A 17,563-nucleotide genomic window follows, 5' to 3' on the forward strand; every position below is an offset into this window, starting at 1 on the left:
CCTTCCGCAGGAGAAAAGAATTTATTCCTGTCCGTGCCGATATGTTCGCTTTATGGAATTCCTTAAAGAACCCGTTTACCTTTCTCCAAGGAAGGGGGCGCACGCTAGCAAAGCGTAACATGCCCTCATATAAATTGATAAACGCATCCCGGCCGCTCCGTGGCAGATGATGCCGAAAGCCTGATGAATTCTGGGGATTCGAGACCGATGTCAAAGCGCTATTTCGGAACGGATGGCATCCGCGGACACGCCAATTCCTTTCCGATGACGCCGGCGATCGCCATGCGGGTCGGCATGGCGGCCGGCATGTCCTTCCAGCGCGGGACGCACCGCCACCGCGTCGTCATCGGCAAGGACACACGCCTTTCCGGCTACATGATCGAGAATGCGCTGGTGGCCGGTTTCTGCTCCGCCGGCATGGACGTGTTTTTGCTCGGCCCTATTCCCACGCCCGCCGTCGCCATGCTGTCGCGCTCGCTGAGAGCCGATATCGGCGTCATGATCTCGGCCTCCCACAATCCCTACCAGGACAACGGCATCAAGCTGTTCGGTCCCGATGGCTACAAGCTTTCCGACGAGATCGAGGAGCGCATCGAGCATCTCCTCGAGAACGAAGATGAGATCAGCGTCGCTGACGCCGACAGCCTCGGCCGCGCCAAGCGCGTCGACGGCGTGCATGACCGCTATATCGAATTCGCCAAGCGCACCTTGCCGCGCTCCATGTCGCTGTCGGGCATGCGGGTGGTCGTCGATTGCGCCAACGGCGCGGCCTACAAGGTGGCGCCGGCCGCACTTTGGGAACTCGGCGCCGAGGTCATCACCATCAATGGCGAGCCAAACGGCTTCAACATCAACAAGGATTGTGGCTCCACCAATCCGCTCAGCCTGTGCAAGAAGGTGCATGAGGTGCGCGCCGATATCGGCATCGCGCTCGACGGCGATGCCGACCGCATGGTGATCGTCGACGAGAACGGCACGGTGATCGACGGCGACCAGGTGATGGCGCTGATCGCCGAATCCTGGAACGAGAGCGGCAGGCTTGCCGGCGGCGGCATCGTCGCCACCGTCATGTCCAATCTCGGCCTGGAGCGCTTCCTGAACGACGCGGGGCTGACGCTGCTGCGCACCCAGGTCGGCGACCGCTATGTCGTCGAACACATGCGCCAGCACGGGCTGAATGTCGGTGGCGAGCAGTCCGGCCACATCATCCTCTCCGATTTCTCCACGACCGGCGACGGACTTGTCTCGGCGCTGCAGGTGCTCGCCTGCATCAAGCGCACCGGCCGGCCGGCGAGCGAGGTCTGCCGCAAGTTCGAGCCGGTGCCGCAGATGCTGAAGAATGTCCGCTTCTCCGGCGACAAGCCGCTGGAAAGCGCGCCGGTGAAGGCCGTCATCGAGGACGCGCGCAACCGGCTGGGCGATAGCGGCCGGCTGGTCATCCGCGCATCGGGAACCGAGCCGCTCATCCGCGTCATGGCGGAGGCCGACGACCGCTCGCTCGTCGAAGCCGTCGTCGACGATATCGTCGGGATCATCTCGGATACGCGCAGCGCCGCCTGAGACCAAACCCTACCGGGAACGCCGTCTTTTCACCGTCGGACCCGTCGGCGAGGGTCCTTCGCGCCGCTTTCGCGCGGGAGGATCGTGGTTAAAGATTAGGGTTAAGCCGAATTTAACTAAATAGGCTGCATTATCCCTTTCACGTTCAACCGAGGGTACGCCTTTCAGCCGGCGTCAAGGGGATGTGTCATGTTTGCAAAGTCGAAGTCGGCCTTGCTCGGAATTCTGTTTCTGGCCGGCATCTCGGCGCCAGCCGCCGCCGCCGATCTTTATGAGCCGCCGGTGGTTCCGGCGCCGGTCTATCAGCCCGTCGAGACAGGCGGCTGGTACATTCGCGGCGATGTCGACTATCACTGGTCGAAGCTGCGCGGCGCGAACTACATCACTTATGGCGGTGCCCCTTGCGGGGGCTGTACGCCTGGCAATGATTTCGATTCGACCAAACTCGACGGGTCATGGTCTCTCGGTATTGGTGCCGGCTACAACATCAATTCCTATCTGCGTACAGACCTGACCGCCGACTACTGGTTCAAGTCCGACTTCACCGGCAAATCGAGTAGCGCCGGTCCATGCGGTGGCGGTGCCGGGCCGTGCAGTTCGGTCGATAAATCGTCGATGAGCGCGCTACTGCTGCTTGCCAACGCCTATGTCGATCTGGGTACCTGGCACGGCGTCACGCCTTATCTCGGCGCGGGCATCGGCGGTGCGCACGTCAAATGGGATGATTTTAAGGGTACGGATTCGAGCGGAGCGACCTCTGTTGAAGACGGCGCTTCGGACTGGCGGTTCGCCTATGCGCTCATGGCCGGCGCTTCCTACTGCCTGACGCATAATCTCGACCTCGATATCGGCTATCGGTTCACGCATATCCAAGGTGGCAAGATATTCAAGTACACTGCCTCGTCGAATGTAGGACCGGGCTACGACGACGGCATGAACGTGCATGAGGTCCGCGCTGGCCTGCGCTACAATTTCGGCGGCAGCAATCGTGATGGCTGCGGCGAACAGATGGCCTATGTGCCGCCCGAGCCGGCGCCCGTCTACAAGTAATCAACCCGCAATTCTCCCGACATCCAACCGCCCGGCACATGCCGGGCGGTTTTCTTTGAGGCAATAAAATCAATTCTTTACGGGATGTTATCCTTAACCGCGACTTAACCACTATCGTTAATGATGCTCCTCACAAACAGGCTGGGGAGCTTTTGCCATGTCCCGCTTTTCGAAGATCATACTGTCGGCAGCCGCGCTGGCGCTCACGCCGCTCGCGCCCGCTCTTGCCGCGGATTACGAACCTCCGGTGGTAGTCAGCCCGCCCGACCAGTTCGTGCCGGTCGAGGTGGGAACCGGCTGGTACCTGCGCGGCGACATCGCCTACGGCGCCAACCATTCCTTCAAGAATGTCGATTTCGCCGCCACGCCCGTCCGCTACAGCGAGGACGAGACCACGTTTTCCGGAAGCATCGGCTTCGGCTATCACTTCACCGACTGGCTCCGGGCAGATCTCAATCTCGGCTATCTGCCGGGAAACAAGGTTTCGGGCAGCTACGACGACGGCGTCATAGATGCGGCCGCCAAGGTCACGAACAACGCGTGGTACGGCATGGCTAATGTCTATGCCGATCTCGGCACCTATGTTGGGATCACGCCCTATATCGGCGCCGGCGCCGGCCTCATCCGCAGCAACCCCCGGGTAAGCGGACACTATTACGACGCCGCAACTACCGTCGATTTCCACGACAGCTCGCCGAACTATTCCTTCGCTTACACACTGAATGCGGGCCTGAGCTACGCGGTGTCGAGCGATCTGTCCGTCGATCTCGGCTACCAGTATCTTTCCGCGCCAGATGCGGAGTGGGTGAGGCTCGAAAGCCCTTCCACCTACTCGACCCACAAGGGTATCAACTATCACCAAATTCGGCTCGGCCTTCGATACGATCTTTGGTAAGCTCCCGATCGATGAGGATTTTCAAGCGGCGGGCCAAGGTCCGCCGCCTTGTTTTGGACCAGACCGATCTCCGATATCCTCTCCGCGACGTAAACTTTTCTCTTGACGCCGCGCCCGTCCGTCCTTATCGCCGTCCGTGGGCCACCCCTCCCCAACGAGGGGCGTGCTATCTGGAAGGATAGGTAAATGACGACAGATGCGAAGCCCGGACTCCGTCCGGCCAATCCCCATTTTTCATCCGGTCCCTGCGCCAAACGTCCCGGCTGGACGGTCGAAGCCTTGCGTGACGCTGCGCTCGGCCGCTCGCACCGCGCCAAGCTCGGCAAGACCAAGCTCGAACGGGCGATCGAGCTAACCCGCGAAATCCTTCAGGTGCCCGCCAGCTACCGGATCGGCATCGTCCCGGCGTCCGACACCGGCGCGGTCGAGATGGCGCTCTGGTCGCTGCTCGGCGCCCGCGGCGTCGACATGGTCGCCTGGGAAAGCTTTGGCGCCGGCTGGGTTACGGATACGGTCAAGCAGCTAAAGCTTACCGACGCGCGTATCATCGAGGCGGCCTACGGCGAGCTGCCCGACCTCTCCAAAGTCGATTTCGACCGTGACGTGGTCTTCACCTGGAACGGCACCACCTCCGGCGTCCGCGTCCCGAACGCCGATTTCATACCCGCCGATCGCAAGGGGCTGACGATCTGCGACGCGACCTCGGCCGCCTTCGCCCAGCGTCTCGACTTCGCCAAGCTCGATGTCGTCACCTTCTCCTGGCAGAAGGCTTTGGGCGGCGAGGCCGCGCACGGGATGCTGATCCTGTCGCCGCGCGCCGTCGAGCGGCTGGAGAGCTACACGCCGGCATGGCCGCTGCCGAAGATCTTCCGCCTGACCAAAGGCGGCAAGCTGATCGAGGGCATCTTCAAGGGCGAGACCATCAACACGCCCTCCATGCTGTGCGTGGAGGATTATCTCGATACGCTCGATTGGGCGAAATCGATCGGTGGGCTGGATGGCCTCATCGCCCGCGCGGATGCCAATTTCGCCGTCATCGACCGATTCGTGGAAAAATCCGGCTGGCTCGGCCATCTCGCGGTCAGGGCCGAGACGCGCTCCAACACGTCGGTCTGCCTCTCGGTCGTCGATCCGGACGTTGCGATGCTCGACAAGGAGGCGCAGGCGGCCTTCGCCAAGGGCATGGTCGCCGCACTCGACAAGGAAGGCGTTGCCTACGACATCGGTTCTTATCGCGACGCACCGCCCGGCCTCAGGATCTGGTGCGGAGCGACCGTCGAGACGGCCGATCTGGAAGCGCTGATGCCCTGGCTCGACTGGGCCTACGCCAACCAGAAGGCGTCGCTCAAGGCAGCCGCCTGATCTCCCTGCGGTGTTCTCTTGAACATCCTCATTCGACCTCGCTCCGCCCGGCTGCCTTCTCCACAATGAAAGAAGGAGGGCACCTCCCTTCTCCCCTTGTGGGAGAAGGTGTTGCCGAAGGCGACGGATGAGAGGTCAGCAAACTGACAGGATTTGAAAAATGCCCCGTGTACTCGTTTCAGACCAGCTTTCGCCGACCGCCGTGCAGATCTTCAAGGATCGCGGCGTGGAGGTCGACTACGAACCCGATCTCGGCAAGGACAAGGAGAAGCTTCTTGCCGTCATCGACAAATATGACGGGCTCGCCATCCGCTCGGCCACCAAGGTGACCGAGAAGTTGATCGCCTCCGCGACGAATCTGAAGGTGATCGGCCGCGCCGGCATCGGCGTCGACAATGTCGACATACCGGCTGCCTCCCGCAAGGGCATCATCGTGATGAATACGCCTTTCGGCAATTCGATCACAACCGCCGAACACGCCGTCGCGATGATGTTCGCGGTGGCACGCCAGCTTCCCGAGGCCGACACTTCCACCCGCGCCGGCAAGTGGGAGAAGAACCGCTTCATGGGCGTGGAGATCACCGGCAAGACGCTCGGCGTGGTCGGCTGTGGCAATATCGGCTCGATCGTCGCCATGCGCGGCATCGGGCTCAAGATGCACGTCGTCGCGTACGATCCCTTCCTGTCGGAAGAGCGGGCCTCGCAGCTCGGTGTCGAGAAGCTGGAGCTGGATGATCTCTTCGCCCGCGCGGATTTCATCACGCTGCACACGCCGCTCACCGACAAGACCCGGCACATCATCGACAAGGCGGCGATCGCGAAGATGAAGAACGGCGTGCGCATCATCAACTGCGCGCGCGGCGGGCTGATCGTGGAGGCCGATCTGGTCGAAGCGTTGAAGTCGGGCAAGGTCGCCGGCGCCGGCATCGACGTGTTCGAGACCGAGCCGGCCACCGACAACGCGCTGTTCTCGCTGCCCAATGTCGTGTGCACGCCGCATCTGGGTGCCGCGACGACGGAGGCGCAGGAGAATGTCGCGCTGCAGATTGCCGAGCAGATGTCGGACTACCTCATCAAGGGCGCGGTCTCCAACGCCATCAACATGCCCTCGATCACGGCCGAGGAGGCGCCGCTCCTCAAACCCTTCATCAAGCTCGCAGAAGTGCTTGGCTCCTTCGTCGGTCAGGTCACCGAGGAGCCCATCCGCGAAGTCGAGATCCTGTTCGACGGCTCGACGGCGGCGATGAACACGCGCGCGCTGATCAGCGCGGCGCTCGCCGGCCTGATCCGGCCGCAGGTCGCCGATGTCAACATGGTCTCCGCGCCGATCATGGTGAAGGAGCGTGGCATCATCGTCGCGGAAGTGAAGCGCGACAAGTCCGGCGTCTTCGACGGCTATATCCGCCTGACGGTGAAGACGGCCAATCAGACCCGCGCCATCGCCGGCACCTGCTTCTCCGACGGCAAGCCGCGTTTCATCCAGATCAAGGGGATCAATCTCGACGCCGAGGTCGGCGAGCACATGCTCTACACGACCAACGCCGATGCGCCGGGCATCATCGGGCTGCTCGGCACCGTCTGCGGCCAAAACGGCGTCAACATCGCCAATTTTGCGCTCGGCCGCAATCGGCCCGGCGGCGATGCAATCGCGCTCCTCTATCTCGATGCGCCGTTCCCCGAACAGGTGCTCGCCAAGGTGCGCGCGCACGAGACGATCGATTCGGCCAAGCCGCTGAGGTTCGACGTGTCGATGATGTGAAGATCGAAGGGAAGCGCTAATCGCTTCCCGCCTTCTCCTTTGCGGGCATATGAGGTAAAACAGCGCGTAAGGAGCCTGTAAATGAAAATTCTCGTCGAAGCGCTCTGGGATGAAGAAGCGGGCGTCTGGACCGCTTCCGCCGCCGGTAATATCGGTCTTTTTACCGAGGCTGAGACGATCGAAAATCTTCAGCGCAAGCTGGCTGCCATGGTGCCCGAACTTTTGGCTGAAGACCATGACGGTCCATTTGAAATCGAGCTTGTTGCTCGAAGCCTTCAGACCATTGCCGCATAGAACCGCGAAGTGAATAATTTCGCACCGTTAACGAGGAAGCTTCTTGCGAAGGCGGGATGGCAACTTCTCCGGCAAGGCAAGGGGGATCACGAGATTTGGCACGATCCCACGACAGGTCGGAAAGTCACGGTCGATAGTTCGATTAAGTCCCGGCACACCGCGAATGCGATCTTGAAATTCGCCGGGTTGCCGAAAGCTTTCTGATCCGTGTCTTCTTCGCTTGTTCAGGCCGAGGTTCTTGCCGCGTGCTTGCGTCCGGAATTCTCGGCCAGCCAGATGCCGCCCAGCACGAGCACCATCGCCAGTGCATGATAGGACTGGAACTTTTCACCGACGAGCACGACCGCAAGCAGCGTGCCGAAGATCGGCACGAGGTTGATGAATAGCGACGCGCGGTTCGACCCTATCAGCTCATTGCCGCGAATGTACAATATCTGCGCGATCGCTGACGGGAACAGCGCGACGTAGAAGGCGATGGTCCATCCGGTGAGGTCGGGGTATATCGCCCGTCCTGTGCCGATCTCCCACCAGGCGAAGGGCAGCGCGGTGACGAAGGAGAAGAAGGAGAGCGCCAGCATCAGGCTCTTCCAGTGTATGTCCGGCTTGAAGCGCAGGAACACCGTGTAGCCGCTGTAGAGCACTACCGCGATCAGCATCATGCCGTCGCCGACATTGAGGCCGAGCGCCAGCAGTTGACGCGGATCGCCATGGCAGGCGGTGATGGCGACGCCCGCGATCGTCACGACCGCGCCGACAAGCTGCAGCCAGGTCGCACGCAGGCGGAAAAGAAGGAAATTGATGAGGATAACGAGCATAGGCATGCCCGCCTGTTCGATCGATACGTTGATCGCGGTGGTGTGGATGAGCGCCGTATAGAATAGCGCGTTGAAGAAGGTGAAGCCGCAAGTGCCGAGGAGAAAAAGCAGAAGCAGGTGGCGGCGCACCCTTGGCCAGTCGGCAAGGAACTGTTTCCAGCCGATAGCACCGAGCACGCCGAACGCCAGCACCCAGCGCAGCGTCACCAGGATCATCGGCGATATGTGGCCGACAGCGAGCTTCCCGGCTACCGAGTTGCCGGCCCAGAGGAACATCGTCAGCAACAGGTAGAGATAGGCGCGGTTCTGCATCGGACGGCCTTTGGGGCGAGACGGCGAATCGGACGGTCCGCAATAGGGGCAATATCCCCGGGCGTAAATGTACCAGCGTCCAGAATTCTTGGCCTTCACTGGAACATGCGGTGTGAAACCGGCACTTCGCTTCGCCTGAAAGAAAAGTCGCGCATGCCGGCCGTTGCGGTTATAGAGGCGTGTATTTTTTCAACGGAAGCCGGAAGGCCGGCACGCGCAAGGATCGATCATGGCAAATGTGGTTGTCGTCGGCTCGCAATGGGGCGACGAGGGCAAGGGCAAGATTGTCGACTGGCTGTCGGAACGCGCCGACGTGGTGGTGCGCTTCCAGGGCGGCCACAATGCCGGCCATACGCTGGTCATCGACGGTGTCAGCTACAAGCTGTCGCTCCTTCCTTCCGGCGTGGTGCGCCCGGGCAAGCTTTCCGTGATCGGAAACGGCGTCGTCTTCGACCCGCATGCGTTTGTGGCCGAACTCGCGCGGCTGGAGGAACTCGGCGTGCGCGTTACGCCGGACTGCCTGAAAATTGCCGAAAACACCGCGCTAATCCTTTCTCTTCACAGGGAACTGGACGGTTACCGCGAGGACGCCGCCTCGAATTCCGGCACGAAGATCGGCACGACGCGCCGGGGCATCGGTCCCGCCTACGAAGACAAGGTCGGCCGCCGTGCGATCCGGGTAATGGATTTGGCGAATTTGGATACGCTTCCGGCCAAGATCGACCGCCTGCTCACGCATCATAACGCGCTGCGCCGCGGCCTCGGCCATCCGGAAGTCGGCGGGGATGCGATCCTCAACGAGTTGAGTTCGGTGGCCGACCGTATCCTGCCCTTCGCCGACAGGACCTGGAAGATCCTCGACGAGCGCCGCCGTGCCGGCGAGCGCATCCTTTTCGAGGGCGCGCAGGGCACGCTGCTCGACATCGATCACGGCACCTATCCGTTCGTGACCTCCTCCAATACGGTCGCGGGGCAGGCGGCTTCCGGCTCCGGCCTCGGCCCCGGCGCCATCGGCTACGTGCTCGGCATCACCAAGGCCTACACGACCCGCGTCGGCGAAGGGCCGTTCCCGACCGAGGATACGGGCGAGATCGGCGAGTTCCTCGGCACGCGCGGTCATGAGTTCGGCGTCGTCACGGGCCGCAAGCGCCGCTGCGGCTGGTTCGACGCCGTGCTCGTGCGGCAGGCCGTCTCGGTCAACGGCATCAACGGGATCGCGCTGACCAAACTCGACGTGCTCGACGGCCTTGCCGAGATAAAGGTCTGCACCGGATACCGGCTGGACGGCGAAACAATAGACTATCTGCCGGCGAGCCAGGGCGCACAAGCGAGGGTCGAGCCGATCTACGAAACGCTGGAGGGCTGGCAGGAGACGACCCGCGGCGCGCGGAGCTGGAGCGAACTTCCCGCTCAGGCGGTAAAGTATGTTCGCTATATAGAAGAGCTTATCGGCGCGCCGGTTGCGCTTCTTTCGACAAGCCCGGAGCGGGATGACACAATCCTTGTGACCGATCCGTTTCACGATTAGTTTCGAATATCGCCCCCGTTGCTTCGCGCGGGAGCCGACGCAAATGGAAAGTATCTGAACGAATGGCAGATTTTGTCGCGGTTCTGAAAAAGACCATCGACGGTCTCGACGAAGCGAATCCGGACGTTCGCCGCAAGGTCTATGACAAGGCCCGGACGACCATCGCGGCCAAGCTCAGCCAGATAAATCCGCCTCCGCCGGTTGCCGTCGCGGAGCGGCAGAAGAAGGCATTGGAAGACGCGATCCGGACGGTCGAGGCGGAATACAGCGCCGCCGAAGCCAAGGGCGAGGAGCCCTCGGACGATCTCGAGGCGATCTTTGCCAGCCTCAGCGATCCGAAGCCCAGGACTGCGCCGAAGCCGCCCGAACCGGTGGCGCCAAAACCGGCGATGCCGGAGCCGGCCGCCCTTGCAAACCGGCCGCCGGAACATCCCGCCGTCACCATGCCCTCGGCCTTGTCGGGGGCGCAGAAGCCGGCGTCGCCATTGTCTAAACCCGCGCCCGCAGCGATTGCGGCATCCGTCGAAACGCCTCAGAAGCAACCAGCCGATCCCAATTCTTTCTTCCTGGAGCCGGACGAGGACACTTTCTCCGGTGAGATCGCCCCTCCCGCCCCGAGGCGGCGCAGGGGCGCTGGCCTGCTTATCACGCTCCTGGCGCTGATCGTCATCGCCGGCGCCGCCTATGGCGCCTGGTTCAAGCGTGCGGACATCGCCTCTGCGCTGGGCGTGCAGCTTCCGGAATTCGCGCGTACGGTCCAGCAGGCGCCGAAAAAGGTCGCCACCACTGAACCCGCCCCGGCGAAAGAAACGGCCGCCGCGAAGAAGGCCGACCAGAAGCCGACGACGACACCTCCCGCCGAAGGCGGTGCGAAGGACGACAAGCAGGCCGATGCGGGCGCCCCGCCGGCTGCCGTCACCAAATTCACTCAGAGGCTGGCAGCCGACGGCACGGAATCCAATCCGGGACCGGCAACCGGCGAAACAAAGATCGGCGAGGGTACATCGGTCGCGGCCGCGACACCTGGCGAAGCCAACCCGCCGGCCGGGCAGAATGCACCGGCCGCTCCGGCGCCCGGTGCCGACAAGGCACCGGTTCCGGTAGCCCAACGCGCGATCTTCTACGAGGAACGGACGAATACCGAGGAGGGATCGGCGAATACGGGAACCATCGTCTGGTCGCTGGTGAAGGAATCGCCGGGCGGCGACCTGCCGGCCGAACCGGCCATCCGCGGCGAAGCGACCATCCCCGCCAAGAACCTGCAATTGCGCATCACCATCCGCCGCAACGGCGACAAGACGCTGCCGGCCAGCCATATCGTGGAACTGATCTTCCTGACGCCTGACAATTTCGAGGGCGGCGGCATCGACAGCGTGCTGAGGATGGCCATGAAGGATACCGAGCAGGCGCCCGGAAGCCCGGTCATCGGTATCCCCGCCAAGATCGCGGACGGTTATTTCCTGCTGGCGTTGAACGACGGCAAGGCGGAAATCGAGACGAACACGACGCTGCTCCGCCGCGAAAGCTGGATCGACATACCGGTCGTCTACAAATCCGGCCGCCGGGCGCTGATGACGCTCGAAAAAGGCATTCCCGGCGACAAGGTCTTCGACGACGTGCTGAACGCCTGGGAGCAGACGCCGATCGGCCAGGAAGAGACGCCGGCGCCGGCAGATGACAATGGCGCAGGGGACGCGAACAAGCCGGCCCCCGCCAACGGCTCCAGCGGCTGAGGCCGGTTACGGTACAAAAAATAGCGCGCCTGTAGGCGCGCTATCTGGAAGGAAGACCGTAAGAGCAAGAGGGCCGTGTCGACGGCCCTTTTCCGTTACGGGCGTGCTTCGGCCTCGATGGTGCGAAGCGATTGCGCCTGCCGCTTGGCGGCCGCCTTCACCGCATCCTGCACCTTCTCGAACGCACGGACCTCGATCTGGCGGACGCGCTCGCGGCTGATGCCGAACTCACCGGAAAGCTCCTCCAGCGTCATCGGCTCGTCGGAAAGACGGCGGGCCTCGAAGATGCGGCGCTCGCGGTCGTTCAGCACGGTCAGGGCCTCGCCGAGCATGCCGCGCCGGTTTTCAAGCTCGTCCTGCTCGACCAGCATGTCCTCCTGGCTTTCGCGGTCGTCGACCAGCCAGTCCTGCCATTCGCCGGATTCGCCCTCGCTCGCGCGGATCGGCGCGTTGAGGGAGGCGTCGCCCGAGAGGCGGCGGTTCATGGAAACCACCTCGTCCTCGCTGACGTTCAGCCTCGTCGCGATCTCGCTGATCTGGTCCGGCTTCAGGTCGCCGTCGTCGAGCGCCTGGATCTTGCCTTTCACCTTGCGCAGGTTGAAGAACAGCCGCTTCTGGTTGGCCGTGGTTCCCATCTTCACGAGGCTCCAGGAACGCAGGATATATTCCTGGATCGAGGCCTTGATCCACCACATGGCGTAAGTCGCCAGCCGGAAGCCGCGCTCCGGCTCGAACTTCTTCACGGCCTGCATGAGACCGACATTTCCTTCGGAAATGACCTCGCCGATCGGCAGGCCATAACCGCGATAGCCCATCGCGATCTTCGCCACGAGGCGCAGATGGCTGGTCACGAGCTTGTGCGCGGCATTGGTGTCGGCATGTTCGCTGTAGCGCTTGGCGAGCATGTACTCTTCCTGCGGCTGCAGCATGGGAAAGCGGCGTATCTCCTCGAGATACCGCGACAGACCGCCTTCGCCGGAAACGATACTGGGTAAATTCTGGGCCATAAAGCACCCTCCCTTCATTAGCTGTACGCCTCCCGAACGGGCAGGCTTCATGCAGGCTGCCCGCCTTCGCGGCGCAGCCGACTACTCCATATATAAGTAGGAATCAGGCGAAATTACACCATCCCCCGAACGACATATCGGATCGTACCGGAGTGCATGGCTGGCGCTCATTCCATCGCACGGAAAGCGGCCAGAAGTCGCGCCATATCTTCGGGCATGGGTGCCTCAAATCGAAGCAACATATGGGTGGTCGGGTGGCGGAATGCAAGGAGCCAGGCATGCAGCGCCTGCCGCCCGAAGCCGGAAACCAGGCCTTTCAGCGGCTCGGAAAGCCGGTTCGCCTTGCTGAGAAAAGCCGCGCCGTAGTCGCGGTCGCCGACCAGCGGATGGCCGATATGGGCCATGTGCACCCTGATCTGGTGCGTGCGGCCGGTCTCGAGCCGGCATTCGACCAGCGAGGCGAGCGCCGTGGCGTCCGGCTCCTCGCCGAAGCGCTCCCGTATCGTGTAATGCGTCACCGCATGGCGCGCATCCGGCTGGCTTTCGGACACCACGGCCTGGCGGGTGCGGTCGCGGCCGGAGCGTCCGAGCAATGTGTCGATCGTCCCTGTCGGGCGCGGCGGCGTTCCCCAGACGAGCGCCTGATAGGCACGCTCCAGATCGCCCGAACGGCCATGGTCGGCGAAGGCAGCCGTAAGCTCGCGATGGGCATGGTCGGTCTTGGCGACGACAAGCACACCACTCGTGTCCTTGTCCAGCCGGTGCACGATGCCGGGCCGCCTGACCCCGCCGATGCCCGAAAGGCTCGGCCCGCAATGGGCGATCAGCGCGTTGACCAGCGTGCCGCTCCAGTTGCCGGCGCCGGGATGGACAACCAGGCCGGCCGGCTTGTTGACGACGACCAGCTCGTCGTCCTCGAAGAGGATGTCGAGCGGGATCGCCTCGCCTTCCGGCTCCGCCGGTTCCGGCGGCGGCACGTTGACCTCGACAACGAAGCCGGCCGCGACCTTCGCCCTGGCTTCCAGAACAGGCGAGCCGCCGATCGACACCGCTCCTTCCCGGATGAGCGTCTGGATACGGCTGCGCGATAATTCGGGCGCCAGCTGCTTCGCCAGCCATTGGTCGAGCCGCGTGCCGGCGGCGTCCTCTTCGACCTCAAGCACTTTCCTTGCGCCGCCGGCTTGGCTATCAGGATCGTTCATACGCCAGCGCCCGGATAGCTAGACATGGCCGTACCGCAATCGAACGACGACGAAAAACCTCTCGATCCCGAAGTCGAGCGCGTGCGGCGGAAGTTGCTGCGCTTCATGATCGTCAATCTCGCCATCCTGTTCGTCGCCTTCGCGGCGGTGATCGGCGGGTTCATCTACAAGAGTAGCCATGCCTCCAAAAGGGCGGCGGGGCAAGAAGCGCAGATCAGGCCGCCTTCAGGCGCGGATGCGGTCAGCGGCACGATCGCCATACCGGCCGGCGCGCGCATCGTTTCCCAGACGCTGTCCGGCAAGGAGGTCCTGCTCGGCCTCGAACTGGCCGATGGAAGCCGTTCGTTCCTGTTCTACGATCTGGGCGCGGGACGCACGCTCGGCACCTATGCCGTGAAGGCTGAATGATGCCGGCGCGGATTGCCCGCGCCTGCTTCCATGGGCGGGCAAAATGCACTCCAGCAAGCTGACGGCAACGGTTGCATTCGCTGCGCTTCCAACGTATATGGCGGTTTCGGCTGCGCCCATCGTCTAGCGGTCAGGACGGCGCCCTCTCACGGCGCAAACAGGGGTTCGATTCCCCTTGGGCGTACCAACTTCCTGCAAAACTGCGAACATCAAGCACGGCAGAACCATTGCCGTGGCGGCCTGTTCGGGCCGGGTCTTATCGCCGGCAATCCCGATGACGTGATCCCTATACGGCACTCTTATGCCGCGCGATGCAGGTATCGAGCGTCTCGGCGATATCACGCTTCCACCAGTTCCCGGTCGAGAAAATCTCGACCTCGCTGTAGCCGGCGAATCCCTGCCCCTCGACCCAGCCGCGAATGCGCGGAATGTCGATCACGCCGTCGCCCATCATGCCGCGATCGTTCAGGAGATCGCGTGTCGGCGTCAGCCAGTCGCAGACGTGGAAGGCGAGCAATCGCTGCTGCCCAGCCCGCGCGATCTGGGCCTCCAGCTTGGGGTCCCACCAGACATGGTAGACGTCGCAGGCGACCCCGAGCGCGCCTGTGCTTTCGGGGTCGAGCGCATCGCACACGTCCAATGCCTGTTCCATCGTGTTGATGCAGGCCCGGTCGGCCGCGTACATGGGGTGCAGCGGCTCTATGGCGAGAGGCATGCCGGCCGAACGTGCATACTCCAGCAAGCGGCCTATGCCGTCTTCCACCTGCCGCCGCGACAGGCCGATGTCCTTGTGCGCCGCATGGCCCTCCAATGCGCCGGGCAGGCCGCCGACCACCAGAACCAGGCAGGCCGCGCCCAATTCGCATGCTTCGTCGACCGCGCGCCTGTTGTCGTCATCCGCCGCCTGCCGCCCCGCTTCGTCCGCCGCCGGAAACATGCCGCCCCGGCAGTAGCCCGAGAGTTCGAAGCCAAGGGCGCGCACCTGACGCGAGATTGCCGTCAGGCCGGCGGCTGCGACCTGATCGCGCCATGGCGATATGGCGCGAATACCCCGCTTGGCGTACGCATCCAGGATGGCGTCTAAAGATACCGCCCGCCCTTGGCTGAAACGCACCGTGGCGGTGTTAATGGACAGCCATCGATGGTCGCCGCTGAAGTCACGCATTTTCATCTACCCCGGTTTGATTGCAGCGAGCCTCTATTGTCGAAGCGCTTACTCGACGCCGTGGAGCGCAAGCAGCGTGCGCATGCGATGCATCGCCAATTCCGGCCGCTGAAGCAGGTCGGCGGCGTCGGCAAGCCGGAACAGTTCGGCGAAATGGACCAGGCTTCTGGCACTTTGCTGGCCGCCGACCATGGTGAAATGCGACTGCTGGCCGTTCAGCCAGGCCATGAACACCACGCCGGTCTTGTAGAAGCGTGTGGGCGCCTGGAAGATGTGGCGCGACAGCGGCACGGTCGGCCCCAGAATGGCATGGAACCGCTCGACATTGCCCGCGGCCAGTTCGGCCAGCGCGGCGCTCGCCGCCGCGGCGATCGGATCGAAAATGCCGAGCAGGGCGTCGCTGTGTCCGTGAGTCGGCAATTGTCCCACGCCGTCGCCGGCGATGAGTTCGGCATAGTTGAAATCGTCGCCGGTATACATGCGCACGCCTTCGGGTAGGCGCCGGCGCATGGCGATTTCCTTGTCCTTGTCGAGCAGCGAGATCTTGATGCCGTCGACCTTCGAGGCATGCGCCTCGATCACTGCCAGCGCCGTGTCCATCGCGGCGTCGATATCCGATGTGCCCCAATAGCCGGCAAGAGCCGGGTCGAACATCTCGCCCAGCCAATGAAGAATGACCGGCTGCCTGGCCTGTTCGAGGATGCGACCGTAGACCTTCCGATAATCCTCCGGTCCCTTGGCCATGCGCGCCAATGCCCGGCTGGCCATTATGATCAGGCCGCCGCCGAGCGCTTCTATAGCTTCCATCTGCTCTTCGTAGGCGCGGATCACGTCGTCGATCGAGCGCGCCGCCTCCGGCGCCAGGTGATCGGTGCCGCAGCCGGATGCGATCAGCGCCCCCGGCATGTCCTTCGCCGCTTCCAGTGAGCGCCGGATAAGCTCCAGCGAGGTCGGCCAGTCGAGGCCCATGCCGCGTTGTGCCGTATCCATGGCCTCGGCCACGCCGAGACCGAGCGACCAGAGGTGCCGCCGGTAGCCGATGGTGGCGTCCCAGTCGATGGCGGCCTCCAGCCAGGGATCGACCGCCGCGAGCGGATCGGCCACGACATGGGCGGCCGAATAGGCGATGCGGTTGAAATTCCGGCCCAACGCCTTCGCCGCGTCCACTGGCGCGTTGCCGCGCAGGGTATAGGGTGCAAGCGTACCGTCCAGCCTGGGGAGGTCGAGTGTCGATGTCATGGCCGGTCCCTCAAAGCGGCAGCGCCGGCACGTCGATCCAGCGCCGCTCACGCCACGACTGGATCGCCAGATCGACGAGTTGCAGTCCCTTGGCGCCTTCACCGAGGGTCCAGCGATACGGAGCGTCTTCGGCCACGTGGCGGATGAAATGCTCCCACTGGATCTTGAAGCCGTTGTCGAAGCTTTCGGTATCCGGAACCTTCTGCCACTGGTCGAAGAAATTCATGTTCTGCTTGACGTCGGGATTCCAGACGGGCCTGGGCGTCGCCATCCGATCCTGTATGTAGCAGTCCTGCAGGCCGGCAACCGCCGAGCCGTGCGTGCCATCGACATGGAACGTCACCAGATCATCGCGGCGCACCCGCGTCACCCAGGACATGTTCAACTGCGCGATAACGGGCTCGCCGCCATGTCCCGTCAGCGTGGCCGTCGCATAGGCTGCGTCGTCGGCCGTCGCCTTGTAGGGCTTGCCGTTTTCGTCCCAGCGCTCGGGGATATGGGTGGCGCCCATGCAGGAGATGGACTGCACCTCGCCGAACAGATTGTCGAGCACGTAGCGCCAGTGGCACATCATGTCGAGGATCATGCCGCCGCCATCCTCGGCCCGGTAGTTCCAGCTCGGCCGCTGGATGGGCTGCAGATCGCCCTCGAATACCCAGTAGCCGAATTCCAGCCGCACGCTGAGCATGCGACCGAAGAAGCCGGAGCGGCGCAAGAGGTCCAGCTTGCGCAGGCCGGGCAGGAACAGCTTGTCCTGGACCACGCCGTGCTTGCGGCCGGATGCTTGAGCCGTCTGCGCGATCTTCAGCGCTTCCTCAAGGGTCGTGGCGATCGGCTTCTCGCAATAGATGTGCTTGCCCGCCTTCAGCGCCTTGTCCAGCAGCGCCGGCCGCATCTGCGTGCTGCCGGCATCGAAGAAGACGGTGTCGTCGGGATTGGCAAGCGCGGCATCCAGATCGGTGCTCCAGCGCGCGATCCCGTATTGGCGCGCCAGCGCCTCGATCTTCTCGGCGTTGCGGCCGACCAGGATAGGCTCGGGCATGATGCGCGTGCCGTCCGAGAGCAACACCCCACCTTCATTGCGAATGGCGACGATGGAGCGGATCAGGTGCTGGTTCATCCCCATGCGGCCGGTGACGCCGTGCATGATGATCCCGAGATTTTGCGTGGCCATGGTGAAATTCCCTCTGATAGGATTAGGGCCTCATCCGCAGGGGATGTGGCCGAGAACCGG

16 protein-coding genes and 1 tRNA gene are annotated in these 17,563 nt (G+C 63.3%); 11 read left to right on the top strand and 6 right to left on the bottom strand.

What is annotated here, in order from left to right; translation table 11 throughout:
* Positions 1–207 precede the first annotated feature (207 nt).
* The 7 genes from glmM to RBH77_RS03945 all read left to right on the top strand — a co-directional run bounded on the left by glmM (position 208) and on the right by RBH77_RS03945 (position 7,124).
* Complete coding sequence (gene glmM, locus RBH77_RS03915) at positions 208–1,560, top strand: phosphoglucosamine mutase (protein WP_311030845.1); 1,353 nt, start codon at positions 208–210, stop codon at positions 1,558–1,560.
* 189 nt (positions 1,561–1,749) lie between these two features.
* Positions 1,750–2,610, top strand: a complete 861-nt coding sequence (locus RBH77_RS03920; RefSeq protein ID WP_311030846.1) for an outer membrane protein — start codon at positions 1,750–1,752, stop codon at positions 2,608–2,610.
* Positions 2,611–2,767: 157 nt separating this feature from the next.
* Complete coding sequence (locus RBH77_RS03925) at positions 2,768–3,505, top strand: outer membrane protein (protein WP_311030847.1); 738 nt, start codon at positions 2,768–2,770, stop codon at positions 3,503–3,505.
* 186 nt (positions 3,506–3,691) lie between these two features.
* On the top strand, positions 3,692–4,867 hold the full coding sequence (locus tag RBH77_RS03930) for a phosphoserine transaminase (protein ID WP_311030848.1): 1,176 nt from the start codon (positions 3,692–3,694) through the stop codon (positions 4,865–4,867).
* Between the two features lie 160 nt (positions 4,868–5,027).
* Positions 5,028–6,626 carry a phosphoglycerate dehydrogenase gene (gene serA, locus RBH77_RS03935; protein ID WP_311030849.1) on the top strand — a complete coding sequence of 533 codons (1,599 nt, stop codon included), beginning with the start codon at positions 5,028–5,030 and terminating at the stop codon, positions 6,624–6,626.
* An 81-nt stretch (positions 6,627–6,707) separates the two neighbouring features.
* Positions 6,708–6,920 carry a DUF1902 domain-containing protein gene (locus RBH77_RS03940; protein ID WP_311030850.1) on the top strand — a complete coding sequence of 71 codons (213 nt, stop codon included), beginning with the start codon at positions 6,708–6,710 and terminating at the stop codon, positions 6,918–6,920.
* Between the two features lie 9 nt (positions 6,921–6,929).
* Positions 6,930–7,124: a type II toxin-antitoxin system HicA family toxin gene (locus RBH77_RS03945; protein ID WP_311030851.1), complete on the top strand. Its 195-nt coding sequence runs from the start codon at positions 6,930–6,932 to the stop codon at positions 7,122–7,124.
* A gap of 20 nt (positions 7,125–7,144) precedes the next feature.
* On the opposite strand, the gene RBH77_RS03950 is transcribed toward RBH77_RS03945, so the two are convergent.
* Positions 7,145–8,047: a DMT family transporter gene (locus RBH77_RS03950; protein WP_311030852.1), complete on the bottom strand. Its 903-nt coding sequence runs from the start codon at positions 8,045–8,047 to the stop codon at positions 7,145–7,147.
* 229 nt (positions 8,048–8,276) lie between these two features.
* On the opposite strand from RBH77_RS03950, the gene RBH77_RS03955 reads away from it, so the two are divergent.
* Together RBH77_RS03955 and RBH77_RS03960 are read left to right on the top strand one after the other, a co-directional pair.
* Complete coding sequence (locus RBH77_RS03955) at positions 8,277–9,575, top strand: adenylosuccinate synthase (protein WP_311030853.1); 1,299 nt, start codon at positions 8,277–8,279, stop codon at positions 9,573–9,575.
* A gap of 62 nt (positions 9,576–9,637) precedes the next feature.
* Positions 9,638–11,308 carry a hypothetical protein gene (locus RBH77_RS03960; protein WP_311030854.1) on the top strand — a complete coding sequence of 557 codons (1,671 nt, stop codon included), beginning with the start codon at positions 9,638–9,640 and terminating at the stop codon, positions 11,306–11,308.
* A gap of 95 nt (positions 11,309–11,403) precedes the next feature.
* On the opposite strand, the gene rpoH is transcribed toward RBH77_RS03960, so the two are convergent.
* Entirely contained in the window at positions 11,404–12,315 is a 912-nt protein-coding gene (rpoH, locus tag RBH77_RS03965) for an RNA polymerase sigma factor RpoH (RefSeq protein WP_371832833.1), read from the bottom strand.
* A gap of 167 nt (positions 12,316–12,482) precedes the next feature.
* On the bottom strand, positions 12,483–13,517 hold the full coding sequence (locus RBH77_RS03975; protein ID WP_311030855.1) for an RluA family pseudouridine synthase: 1,035 nt from the start codon (positions 13,515–13,517) through the stop codon (positions 12,483–12,485).
* A gap of 24 nt (positions 13,518–13,541) precedes the next feature.
* Here RBH77_RS03975 and RBH77_RS03980 point away from each other — a divergent pair, with 24 nt between their 5' ends.
* Entirely contained in the window at positions 13,542–13,925 is a 384-nt protein-coding gene (locus tag RBH77_RS03980; protein WP_311030856.1) for a fimbrial protein, read from the top strand.
* A 112-nt stretch (positions 13,926–14,037) separates the two neighbouring features.
* Positions 14,038–14,112, top strand: a tRNA-Glu gene (locus RBH77_RS03985).
* Positions 14,113–14,211: 99 nt separating this feature from the next.
* Here the strand turns inward: RBH77_RS03985 and RBH77_RS03990 are convergent.
* Genes RBH77_RS03990 through RBH77_RS04000 form a run of 3 tightly spaced genes read right to left on the bottom strand, consistent with a single transcriptional unit; the run spans position 14,212 to position 17,503 of the window.
* The gene (locus RBH77_RS03990; protein ID WP_311030857.1) at positions 14,212–15,090 is read right to left on the bottom strand and encodes a sugar phosphate isomerase/epimerase family protein; all 879 of its coding nucleotides are present in this window, start codon (positions 15,088–15,090) and stop codon (positions 14,212–14,214) included.
* A 48-nt stretch (positions 15,091–15,138) separates the two neighbouring features.
* Positions 15,139–16,329 carry a dihydrodipicolinate synthase family protein gene (locus RBH77_RS03995; protein ID WP_311030858.1) on the bottom strand — a complete coding sequence of 397 codons (1,191 nt, stop codon included), beginning with the start codon at positions 16,327–16,329 and terminating at the stop codon, positions 15,139–15,141.
* A 10-nt stretch (positions 16,330–16,339) separates the two neighbouring features.
* Entirely contained in the window at positions 16,340–17,503 is a 1,164-nt protein-coding gene (locus RBH77_RS04000) for a Gfo/Idh/MocA family protein (protein ID WP_311030859.1), read from the bottom strand.
* Positions 17,504–17,563 lie beyond the last annotated feature (60 nt).

Source organism: Mesorhizobium koreense (assembly GCF_031656215.1).
GTDB classification, from domain to species: Bacteria; Pseudomonadota; Alphaproteobacteria; order Rhizobiales; family Rhizobiaceae; genus Mesorhizobium_L; species Mesorhizobium_L koreense.